We start from the raw sequence: 11,171 nt of genomic DNA on the forward strand, positions 1-11,171 counted from the left end.
GCATAGAGAGTTCCTAGGCGAAGCCGAACATTGACAGAGCATTTTGCTTGTTTTGATTCGGCTTGAATTTAAATAAGTCGAAATCAATAATGAGTGCTCTATCATTAATTATTTTTACATTGTCAGCTTTGTTGTCACCAAGTTCTCTGTCCATGCTTTCAAGTTCAGCAAGTAGCTTTTCTTTTTGTTTGCTGGTTCGATATTGTGATTCGTTCATAGTGATCCCCTCAATAAAAGGTGTCTTCATAATCAAAATGCCTTCCAGTGTCCGGATTGCAGATGCCGTAGCATATTTTTTGTAAATGCCATTGTAAGCTTTCTGGAAAAAGTAATTCCATCCTTCCACTGCGTGATTGATATTGGAGGTTGTGTTGTTTTTAATGGAGTGTGCAGTTGCGATATCTGTGGGGACGGTCTTGTAGATTTTGTAGGCTGTTCGACCAACTTTCCATACTTCACCAAATCCTCCTGCACCCAGTCTTTCACCTTCTGATTTTATGTTGTTTAGTGAGATTGTTTCTTTGGCTATGTCTGGTTTTCGTTTAGTGGCGGTATTTTCAACGCTAATTGAAGCATGATTATTATTCAGATCCAATACGTCAACAGTTGTCCTGTTCTCCTGCTGGTGGAGATTGTTCCTTCTTGCTGGAACGTAGAGCCCAGAAGCTTCTTCACGCTCCGGAGGTGACGTAGGACGTCGCGTCATTCGACCATCTGGATCAAAAAAAACCGTAGGCGCGTTCTTCATCGCGATGAACAGATTCATCCCATCCACATACCCCGCGGGATCCGGATTAATCCACCGCTGCAACCACGGCACGTAATACCTGAACCCATAATAATAAAGCCCAGTCGCATCCCGCTCCTTGCCCGAATAGCGCACGATCTTGTACTTGGCTTGCGTGGTCGACCGCGCTGCCCAACACGCCGTGCCCCCAAACGGGTAATACCATTCCTGGCTGATCAGGTCGGCATTCTGGTCCAGTTCCAGGGTGCTGGATTGCAGATGATCGTTGAGGCTGTAGCGCACCTGATCATTGGCAATGTCGCCAGGCTTTTGCGAGACCCAATGCAGTACCTGCACGCTGTTGCTGCCGGCGCTGGCGGTGATCACGTGGAGGACTTCCCCGGTGCCGCCATGGCTGCGGATTTCCACGCCGGGCAGGTAACGCACTTCGCTGACCAGGGTGCGGGCGTTGGTCTGGGTTGCGCGTAACTTGCGCAGGCGTTGGCCACCGCCGTCATAGAGGTAGCGTTCGTAATCATCGTTGCCGTCATCGCGGACCACCGGGCGCACAGCGGTCAACTGGTTGCGCAGATCCCAGTCCATCGACTGGCCGGCTTGCAGTTCACGCAGGTTGCCGTTGGCGTCGAAACCGGCGGCCAGTTCGGCTTCGCTGGGTGGGCGGCCGTTGCGTTCGGGCAGGCAACGGTTGCTGTAGCGGGCGCGGGTCAATGTGCGGCCATGGGCCTGAACTCCGACGTGGACCAGGTCCAGCAGGTTGCCACCGGCGTCGTAATGGTAGGTCTGGGTGTAGTTGGCGACCTGGTTGGGATCGATTGGCAGGGGCTGCAGGTCGGGCAGGGCGGGGCCACCGTGGCCGGTCTTTGCCTCCCATCCGGTGGCTTCGATCAGTTGATCGAGGGTGTCGTAAAGGTAGGTTCTGATGGGTTCGATGCGCTGGTTGTTGAAGTAGCGGATCGGCTGGGCGGCGTCTTCGATGCTCTGCACATTGCCGCTCGCGTCGTAACGGTATTTCAGGTCTTGTAGCGGCGTGCCGTTGGCTTTGTGGGCGCTCAGGCCGATGAGCCGACCGTCCGCAAGATCGTAGCGGTGGCGGGTGACGACGCCATTGCCGGCGGTTTCCGTTTCGATCTGGCCTGTGGCGTTGTAGTGAATATCGTTGACCAGCACTTTTTCGACTTGCCCGTTTCCGGCCAGGGTCAATCGGGTGGTTTTCAGTTCACCGGCCACGGCATGGGCGAAGGATTGTCGGTTGCCGAACGCATCGATTTGACGCAGCAACTCGCCAGTGGCGGTGTAGTGCTGCGAGGTGACAGCGCCGTCGCCTGGTTCGAGCAAGGCATCCCGGGCCGTCATGCTGAGCGGCCAGTTCGGGGGAGCGGTGTCACGCAAAAAATGCCGAGCCTGTCGAAGCGTAGTGCCACTCATTGCTGAATCGAGCAGGTGCAAGGTTCCCGCCGGATCGTCATGGCGAATCAACTGACCGCAGAGGTTATGGGCAACTGCTTCGGGATCCGCCCGCGCATAGGTGAAGCGCTCAAGCGCATGGGCTGCAAGCCCGGTTCCACGTTCTCGCACGGCTATCGGGCGTAACAGTTCATCGAACTCAGTCAATGCGTGGCTGCCACGTCCGTCCCAACGCTCGACAGTCTGCCCGGCGGCCCCCGGCAATGCCACTCGCCACCCGGCATCCACGCTATCGGTCGACAACACTGCGCCGGACAGGCTCATGACCTGAGACAGGTTCGCCGGTACCGATGCATCGTTCTGCGCCAAGGCAAACAGATACGGATCACGGCTGGCCACCGGCCGGCCGGCGATGTCGAACCGTTGATGCGTGACCCGCGCCTCAACCGGATCGGCCGCTAGCCGCCGATGGTATTGAATTGCCCTGATCGCCAGGCCACGGGAATCTGCAACCGAAAGGGCCGGAGTACCGCGATGCGCATGATCCAATGACATCCGTGCTGATCCCGATCAGAGTGAACTGCCATTACCATGCGTCACCGTCAGCGCCTTGGAAACTGTAAGAAATACCAGTTTTCACCAGTGCATTCGTACAGCCGCACTGCCAATCAAGCTGGACTAATGACAACGGCATTCCGTCTATCAGCGATCTTCGCGGCTGTGCCACAGGCGCAGCAGGTAAATGGTGGAGTCTGCGATCTCGTAGCGCATCTCGTAGTGTCCGACCAGAATCCGCCGCACATCGCGGGGCTCGAACTCTTCAAGCCGTTCTCCGAGGCGCGGGTTTGTCAATAGGGTGGTCGGTGCTGTCGTGAGCTGCTGCACCGTGCGGGCTGCAGCGGGTCGGTTCACCGTCGCCAGGAACTCGTAGAGGCGGGCCAGATCGGACAGGGCCTTGCTCGTCCACTTCAAGTCCATCAGCGCGGCACTGGTAGCGGGGTGTCAGTGCTCAGACTTTCGGCCCAGGCCTGGACGGCCTGATGGTCGATCACGCGGCCGGCATCCACATCGGCCAGAGCCTCGCGGGTCAGGCGGCTGCGCTCTTCCTCCTGGTCGAGCCACGCGCACAGAGCTTGCTTGACGATCCAGTTCCTGGAGCGCTCAAGGCGCTCGGCAACTTCATCGACTCGCTCGGCCAGCTCTATAGGGACGTGAGCGGTAACGGATCGGGTTCTGGCGGTAGCGGCCATGATGGTGTACTCCTACGTTGCGAATCAGGGGGAGAGGCCAAGTCGGCGCGGAGTTGGCCATTGTCATTGCTGATTCGTTTTATGCCAACTCGATTAGAAACGATTAAACATTAATCATAATTAATAGCTGAGCACCGTCAAGCGCTGTTGAATGGGGGGGAGTTCTGCGTAGGTAGTGCGGTGAGCGATTGTTTCTGTCGTTCAATTTGCCGGCAACGGTGTTGACGATTCCCAGGGCATGGATTTGCTGGAGCAGTCCGCCGAGGCTTTGCCCCAGGAGGTTGAGCCTGTCCAGAGCGGTTTCAACCCTCACCACTTCACCCGAACCCCCACATTACCGAATGTTCCCCTTTGCTGGGTGCTGTCGATATTGCTGCTGTAGTCGACACCGGCATACACACTGACGGATGTCGCGATACTCAGCACCATGCCGACACCGAGGTCGGCGGACGAGGTTCGTTGCTGGGTTTCGATTTGATCGACATGGTCGAAGGTGACCGTGTCGGTAGCGCTGAAGGTGTGCCAGATATTGGCCCGCAGATACGGTTCCAACGGCCGGCCACTGACCTCGTAGCGCCCCTTGAGGCGAGCGCCGACGCGGCCGGTCCAGGCGCTGTCGGAGTCGAACGAGACATGGGCGATGCCGTCATCCTGACTATCGAGTCCGACCTTCTGGTAAATCCCCTGGGCCTGGGGTTCGACCACCCAGTTTCCGGCCACTGCGATCGGGTAGCCGACTTCTGCCGATAACGTCGTGACATGACCATCATTGTCGATCTTCAGGCCGCTTTGCGAATGGTTGTCTCCGTTGAGCCAGGTGTACATGGCCACGGTATCGAGATAGGCGCCGGCAGGATCGGTCAGGGTCCAGTAAAGGCCAAGACTGTCGCCTTGCAGTTCCACATTGCCGGAGCGTTTGCCTTCGAAGCCCTCATTGAAACCGTCGACATCGCCTTGCAGGCGGCTGTGGCCGATAAAGAAACCACTGCGCTGGGTCTGTCCACTTGCCAACTGCGAGCTGAACAGGTCATTGCCGACCTGGAAGCCATTGAGCGAACCGTCCAGTCTTGGCGTGACGGTACCGGCCCAGGTCTGCTCGAGGTTCTTGCCGTAGACCCGGCCCCAACCTGCGCCGAAAGTCCCGGTTTCTGCCAGCAGGCGCTGATCGCCTTGACGGTCATGGAAGGTGCCCAATGCCGTCAGGCTCAATTGTGCGGCGGCGGGTGGCACTACCGACCAGGTGGGAACGGCCTCGCGGTACAGGGGGATCGGTGCCGCGCCTGGTACAGCGGCGGGTAATACCGGCGCTTCGACGGTTACGACGCCATCAACCCCGGTAGCCGTGACAACCGGGGCCGCCACTGGTACAGCCACCAATGGCACCTGAGTCGGCGGCAAGGCAGGATCAGGGTTGGCGACGGCGACCAATGGCGGTGCCACCACCGAGGAGCGCAAGTACCAGCTGTTTTCGCTACCCGGTGTAATACCGCCTTTGAACAGACGGTAATCGAAGGCACCGACCGACACCGGGGCTTTAAGGGCGAATGCAGTGTTGTCGCTGACCGCCGTGCCTTGGGCCTGAACCAACTGGATGCCATTCTGCTGCGTCAGCGCGCCTGCGCCACCAATGTTGCTGACCGTAATCAAGGTATTGCCGGTCAGCGTCCCATTATTGACGACCAGTTTGTCGCTGGTGGAGCTGTCATCGCCCAGTGCACTTTGCAAGAGCAACTGACCGCCATTACCCACGTAGTTGCCCTCAACCGTCAGGGTGTCATTGGTGCGCGAGTTGCCGTGGGTGAGATCGATGACCCCACTGTTGTTCAAGGTAGCGAGCCGGCCCGCGGTCAATGGTGTGATGCTGCCTTTCACCGACGTCAGCGTACTGCTGCCGTCGATAGTGAACACGCCCGTGCCGCTGGTGCTGTCTCCCAGTTGAAAATTGCCATCCAGGTCGAAGCGCGAGCCGTTGTCCAGGTTGACGGTTTCCCAGTTGATATATCGGGCGGCGCCCGAGGAGGTGGTGTGATCGAAGGTCAGCAGGTCATTGCCGATACCGCCATTGATACTTGGGGTCAGCGTGAGGGTGCTTTCGGCCAGGTTGCGCAAGGTGGCGCGGTCGTTGCCTGCCTCCATGAGGATTGGCGAGCGAATGATCCCGCCGCCGTCCCACACCACTGAGTCATCGCCGTTGCCGGCGCGGATCTCGCCAACGATCTCCCCACCCGTGATCGTGATGCTGTCGTTGCCATTGCTGACACTGATATTGCCGTCGATACGGCCAGCGGAAACGATGATGGTGTCGGTGCCCAAGCCCGTCACCAGATTGCCGAGGATCTGCCCACCGGACATGTCGAACAGATTGTTATCGAGCTTCATGTTGACCCGGCCGATAGTGCCGCCGCTCATGCGGGCATTGTCACCGTCCTCGAAGGCACCGGTGATCGTACCGCCGCTCATCTGGAAGAAGTCATGGCCGTCGCCCTGGGCAAGGGACGCAAGGGTGCCGCCAGTCATGGTGAAATTGTCGACGCCATTGCCTTGTTCGACCGCCCCGGTCACCTGGCCTGCACCGATGGTGAAGACATCGGCGCCATCGCCCTGATCGACGATGCCCAGGATACGACCGGAGTTCACGTTGACCCTGTCGCTGCCGGCACCGAAGGTTACGTTGCCATTGATTGTGCCGGTGCCATTGGCGGGGAGGTTGAGCGTGTTGTTGCCCGCCAGATCGGTCAGCGGCCCGCTGCTGCCGCTGTCGCATACGTGTGCATCGTTACTGACGGTAGGGGTGAAGGTACAGGCTGCCTGTGCGGATTGAGGCCACCCCATGCACAGGCAGATGGAAAAGGCGCAGGCGCTGTAACGGTACCTGGTCAGGTCAGTTGAAAACGGCATACACGTCTCCCGCATGTGGATCGGCGACTGAGCGGCCACTTATCAAGAGTGGCGACGCATCAGTCAGCTTCGGCAGCGCGGTTGCGAGACAGCGTCAGTAAGGCAAATTCCCGTGATCGAGAACCTTCGGCAACGACGGCTACTGTTTGGTCGCATGTCCGTAACAGGAGCGATACGGATGCAGGGACCGTAACAGTACTTTTCTGAGGTTTCTACTGTCATAAATGACAGGTATGTGCATGGATTTACTTATGAAGCCATTCCTGGTTGCCGTAAAAATCGCATTATGGGGAAGAGCTCTTGATGACCTAAAGATGCACTTCCACCGCCAGCGGCAAATGATCCGACAGGTGCGTCCAAGGCTTGTGCCCGAGTATTTTCGGCTCGTGGCTGCTGGCATTGCGCAGGTAGACGCGATCCAGGCGCAACAAGGGAAACCGCGCGGGGTAGGTTTTGGCCGGGCGGCCATGGTGGCGTTCGAAGGCTTCGTGCAAGTAATCGCGGCGGGCCAGGGCGGCGTTGCCTTGCATCTGCCAGTCGTTGAAGTCGCCGGCAATGATCACCGGCGACTGCTCGGGCAGGGACTCAAGAAGCTGACAGAGCAACTGCAATTGCAGTTGACGATGACTTTCCAGCAGGCTGAGGTGCACGCAGATGGCGTGGACTTCGCTGTGCCCCGGCACGTCCAGCACGCAGTGCAGCAAGCCGCGGCGTTCCGGGCCGGTGATGGAAACGTCCAGGTTGCGGTACTCGCGGATCGGGTATTTCGACAGCAGGGCATTGCCATGATGACCGTCGGGATAGACGGCATTGCGCCCGTAGGCGAAGTCGCTCCACATGCTGTCGGCGAGAAATTCATATTGCGAGGTTTGTGGCCAATCGTTGTAGCGGGAAGAATGGCGGTCGTGTTCGCCGAGGACTTCTTGCAGAAACACCAGGTCTGCCGAGGTACTGCGCACCGCTTCACGCAGCTCGGGGAGGATGAAGCGCCGGTTGAGCGCGGTAAATCCCTTGTGGGTATTGACCGTCAGCACGCGAAGCCGATGAATGGCCGCTGGTGTGTTCAATGACATTGAGTCGGCGTCCTGCCGTTTGGATTGACTGGCCACATGCACTCCTCTGATACAGGTTTGCCTATGTATGCGACTGATGAGACAGCATGCAGTTCAGTCCGATGGGTTGCGCTTTCAGACCAACACGATTTCATAAGGCAAACGGATACGCTCCAGCAGCGTTCGCGGCAGCGACGGCGCAAGGCCGATGGCCGGTTCGCCGTCCAGTTGACTGGCGTAGGCATGGGTGGCGTGGCTCTTGCGGGCGACGGTCCAGGTATCGAGGCGTACCTTGCGTGCGCGGTGCCAGGGAATCAGCTCCCGGTCCCGTGCCGGCCAGTGCCAGGCCCAGAACGGTACGTCGCTATAGAGGGCCCCGGCATTGGCTGCCGCCCTGGCGCTGGCACGGCCAACAGTGTCGTGGTCGACGTTGCCGTCCTGGCGCCAGGTGCTGAACACCACATCGCTGGGGCGCAGGTAACGCGTGATGAACTGGGCGATCCGATCTTCGTGCTCCACCAGCGCGTTGTCGGTAAACCCGCCACGAATCCACTTCAGGCTGTGCATCGGCAAGCCGAGTCGGCGGATGGCTTCGACGCTTTCCTGGGGACGAAACACGCTGAGGCGTTTTTCCGACCACTGGCGCGAGCCCGGATGGCTGGCGCTGCCGTCGGTGATCGAGATCAATTGCAGCGGGTGGCCCAGGTTGCTGAGCAATTGCAGGATGCCGCCACAGGTCACGACTTCGTCGCCGGGGTGCGGGGCAATGAGCACCACGCGTGCGCCATCGTGCACCAGGGATTGGATGTCGATGACCGGAATGCTGTCCAGTTGAGGGGCAGTGTTCCAGATCTGCGATGGCAGGCTGGCTTCGCTGACGAAAATGGATTTCATGGGTATTACGTCCTTGTTCTGCTTCGCCTTCAGTCGTGCGCGAGCCCGGCCCGGCCGACCTGTGAGGGCGGGTGGATAGCATGGTGCGACACGCCCAACCCTGGATGGCCGCGAATCGAGTATTGCTCATGTAACACAATTCGTCGCGTCGCGAACTCAACCAAAATGACTTTTGCCGCTCGGCGGCAGGGGTAGGGTGAATGCCTGAAGCGGGTCGTTACTCCTCTTCCTCATGCTGTAACTCGAACAGCAGCAACGAGCGGCCGGTGACCGAGTACTCGTGGCCGAACTCGAAGCGCTCCTGGCCACGGATCGACGGCTGGTTGGTGTCGACCATGCACGTCCAGAAACCACCGTCAGGTACTTCCGGCAGGCGGAAATTGACGATGTCGTGATGGGCGTTGAACACCAGCAACAACGTCGCGTCGACGCCTTTGCGGCGAATGCCGGTTTCCTGGGCTCGGCCATCGAGCAACATGCCCAGGCAGCGATTGTATACATCGTGCCATTGCCTGGTGGTCATTTGCGTACCGTCCGGCGCCAGCCAGGTCACGTCCTTGACGCCGATGTCTTCGTTGTAATTACCCACCAGAAAACGCCCACGGCGCAGGATCGGGTAAGTCAGGCGCAACTTGATCAGGCGTTTGACGAACTTGAGCAGGGCCTTGCCGTCTTCGCTGAGGTCCCAGTTGACCCAGCCGACCTCGCTGTCCTGGCAATAGGCATTATTGTTGCCGTCCTGGGTGCGGGCGAACTCGTCGCCGGCCACCAGCATCGGCGTGCCCTGGGCCAACAGCAGGGTGGCGAAGAAATTGCGCATCTGCCGATGGCGCAGCGCGTTGATCTCGGCGTCGTCGGTGGGGCCTTCGACGCCGTGGTTCCACGACAGGTTGTTGTCGCTGCCGTCCTGATTGTTTTCGTCGTTGGCTTCGTTGTGCTTGTCGTTGTACGACACCAGGTCATTGAGCGTGAAACCGTCGTGGGCGGTGACGAAGTTAACGGATGAGTAGGGCCGCCGACCACGCTGGTTGAACATCTCGCCCGAGGCTGTGACGCGGCTGGCAAAGTCCGCCAATTGCCCCTCGTCGCCTTTCCAGAAGGCCCGTACGGTGTCGCGGAACTTGTCGTTCCATTCGACCCAGCCCGGCGGAAAATTGCCGACCTGATAACCGCCGGGGCCGCAGTCCCATGCCTCGGCAATCAGTTTGACCTGGCGCAGCACCGGGTCCTGGCGGCAAGCGACGAGGAAACTGTGGCGCTCGTCGAAACCGTCGTGATAACGCCCGAGAATGGTCGCCAGGTCGAAGCGGAAACCGTCCACGTGCATTTCCGAGGCCCAGTAGCGCAGGGAGTCGGTGACCATTTGCAGCACACAGGGGTGGCTCAGGTCCAGGGTGTTGCCGGTGCCGGAATCGTTGATATAGAAGCGCTTGTCCTCCGGCACCAGGCGGTAGTAGGACGCGTTGTCGATACCACGCATCGACAGGGTCGGGCCTTGTTCGTTGCCTTCGGCGGTGTGGTTGTAGACCACGTCGAGGATCACTTCCAGATTGGCTTCGTGCAGGTGCGCGACCATTTCCTTGAATTCGGCAATCTTGCCGCTGGCCAGGTAGCGCGGGTCGGGGGCGAAAAAGGCAATGCTGTTGTAGCCCCAATAGTTGGTCATGCCCTTGTGCAGCAAATGCTGGTCGTTGACGAACGCGTGGATGGGCAGCAACTCCACGGTCGACACACCGAGCTTGCGGATGTGTTCCAGCACATCATCGACCATCAACCCGGCAAAGGTGCCGCGCAGGTTTTCGGGAACCGATGGGTGGCGCATGCTGAAACCGCGGACATGGGTTTCGTAAATGATCGTCTTGTCCCAGGGCACACTGACTCGATGATCGTGGCCCCAGGTGTGCGCGGGGTCGATGACCCGGCACTTGGGCACGAAGGGCGCGCTGTCCCGTTCATCGAAACTGAGGTCGGCGTCGGGATGGCCAATGGTGTAGCCGAATAACGCTTCGGACCATTTCAGCTTGCCGACCAGCTGTTTGGCGTAGGGGTCGATCAGCAGTTTGTTGGGGTTGAAGCGATGGCCGTTGGCCGGGTCGTACGGGCCGTAGACGCGATAGCCGTAGATCAGCCCCGGATGGGCGTCGGGCAAGTAGCCGTGATAGATCTCGTCGGTGTATTCGGGCAGTTCGATGCGTTCGAGTTCCACCTCGCCGGTGTCGTCGAACAGGCACAGTTCAACCCGGGTGGCGTGGGCGGAAAACAGAGCGAAGTTGACGCCCAGGCCATCCCAGGTGGCACCCAGCGGGAAGGGCAGGCCTTCACGGATTCGCGTGGCTTCAGCGCGCTGGGCTGGGGTGGCGGGTTTCTTTGGGGTGGTCATGGGTACTCCTGTAAACGCGGGCCACCTGTAGGAGCGAGCCCGCTCGCGATGGCGGTGTGTCAGGCAGCATCAATGCTGGATGTGATGGCCTCTTCGCGGGCAAGCCCGCTCCCACAGGGACCTGTGAGTTGCCACAGATTGCAGTCACACCAACACACACTGTGGGAGCGGGCTTGCCCGCGAAGAGGCCTCAGACATATTCAAACCGCTGGCGGTTTTCGCGGCGCTCGGGGCTTTTTCTCGATGGCCTTTTCCCCGGGCGGGAGCACTTTCGACGCCGCCGCCGGTTTGGTCTTGGTCTTGGGCGCGGCGGTCTTGCCGTTGAGCTTCTTGTCGGGGCCAGGTTTTGCGTCGCCGGTTTTCTTCGGCGCTGCCTTGATGGCGGCCGCCTTCGGTGACTTTTTCGGGGCCAGGGCTTCGGCTTCTGCCAGTTTGCACGCCATCTCCCAGTGACGGGCTTCCTGGCCTTCGGGTTTTCCTTCGGACTCCCAGATCTGATAGGCGAATTCGCGGATGCGTTTATCGTCGTTACTCATCGCACTGCT

Annotated in this window: 8 protein-coding genes; all 8 read right to left on the bottom strand. The window is 59.5% G+C overall.

Annotation, left to right across the window (positions count from 1 at the left end):
* Positions 1-13: 13 nt before the first annotated feature.
* Positions 14-2,707: an RHS repeat domain-containing protein gene (locus CAG47_RS12820; RefSeq protein ID WP_085725224.1), complete on the bottom strand. Its 2,694-nt coding sequence runs from the start codon at positions 2,705-2,707 to the stop codon at positions 14-16.
* Positions 2,708-2,854: 147 nt separating this feature from the next.
* Positions 2,855-3,130 (bottom strand): type II toxin-antitoxin system RelE/ParE family toxin, encoded by a 276-nt coding sequence (locus CAG47_RS12825; protein ID WP_085725225.1) that lies wholly within the window; start codon positions 3,128-3,130, stop codon positions 2,855-2,857.
* Positions 3,130-3,402, bottom strand: coding sequence for a CopG family ribbon-helix-helix protein (locus tag CAG47_RS12830; RefSeq protein ID WP_085725226.1), 273 nt, complete (start codon positions 3,400-3,402; stop codon positions 3,130-3,132). The genes CAG47_RS12825 and CAG47_RS12830 overlap by 1 nt, the downstream gene beginning before the upstream one ends.
* A gap of 309 nt (positions 3,403-3,711) precedes the next feature.
* Complete coding sequence (locus tag CAG47_RS12835) at positions 3,712-6,300, bottom strand: autotransporter outer membrane beta-barrel domain-containing protein (RefSeq protein WP_085725227.1); 2,589 nt, start codon at positions 6,298-6,300, stop codon at positions 3,712-3,714.
* 308 nt (positions 6,301-6,608) lie between these two features.
* Positions 6,609-7,373, bottom strand: a complete 765-nt coding sequence (locus CAG47_RS12840) for an endonuclease/exonuclease/phosphatase family protein (RefSeq protein ID WP_085725228.1) — start codon at positions 7,371-7,373, stop codon at positions 6,609-6,611.
* Positions 7,374-7,487: 114 nt separating this feature from the next.
* On the bottom strand, positions 7,488-8,246 hold the full coding sequence (locus tag CAG47_RS12845; protein ID WP_085725229.1) for a PIG-L deacetylase family protein: 759 nt from the start codon (positions 8,244-8,246) through the stop codon (positions 7,488-7,490).
* Between the two features lie 217 nt (positions 8,247-8,463).
* Positions 8,464-10,626 carry a glycogen debranching protein GlgX gene (gene glgX, locus CAG47_RS12850; protein ID WP_085725230.1) on the bottom strand — a complete coding sequence of 721 codons (2,163 nt, stop codon included), beginning with the start codon at positions 10,624-10,626 and terminating at the stop codon, positions 8,464-8,466.
* Between the two features lie 200 nt (positions 10,627-10,826).
* Positions 10,827-11,162 (bottom strand): DUF2934 domain-containing protein, encoded by a 336-nt coding sequence (locus tag CAG47_RS12855; protein ID WP_085725231.1) that lies wholly within the window; start codon positions 11,160-11,162, stop codon positions 10,827-10,829.
* Positions 11,163-11,171: the final 9 nt, after the last annotated feature.

The sequence above is a fragment of the Pseudomonas sp. R37(2017) genome (genome assembly GCF_002113375.1).
GTDB lineage: Bacteria > Pseudomonadota > Gammaproteobacteria > Pseudomonadales > Pseudomonadaceae > Aquipseudomonas.

What these genes read in the sequence shown, in the direction of transcription:
- CAG47_RS12825 (WP_085725225.1), bottom strand. Translation starts at nt 3,130, where the DNA reads ATGGACTTGAAGTGGACGAGCAAGGCCCTGTCCGATCTGGCCCGCCTC.
- CAG47_RS12835 (WP_085725227.1), bottom strand. Translation starts at nt 6,300, where the DNA reads ATGCCGTTTTCAACTGACCTGACCAGGTACCGTTACAGCGCCTGCGCC.
- CAG47_RS12840 (WP_085725228.1), bottom strand. Translation starts at nt 7,373, where the DNA reads ATGTCATTGAACACACCAGCGGCCATTCATCGGCTTCGCGTGCTGACG.
- CAG47_RS12845 (WP_085725229.1), bottom strand. Translation starts at nt 8,246, where the DNA reads ATGAAATCCATTTTCGTCAGCGAAGCCAGCCTGCCATCGCAGATCTGG.
- CAG47_RS12830 (WP_085725226.1), bottom strand. Translation starts at nt 3,402, where the DNA reads ATGGCCGCTACCGCCAGAACCCGATCCGTTACCGCTCACGTCCCTATA.
- CAG47_RS12820 (WP_085725224.1), bottom strand. Translation starts at nt 2,707, where the DNA reads ATGTCATTGGATCATGCGCATCGCGGTACTCCGGCCCTTTCGGTTGCA.
- CAG47_RS12855 (WP_085725231.1), bottom strand. Translation starts at nt 11,162, where the DNA reads ATGAGTAACGACGATAAACGCATCCGCGAATTCGCCTATCAGATCTGG.
- glgX (WP_085725230.1), bottom strand. Translation starts at nt 10,626, where the DNA reads ATGACCACCCCAAAGAAACCCGCCACCCCAGCCCAGCGCGCTGAAGCC.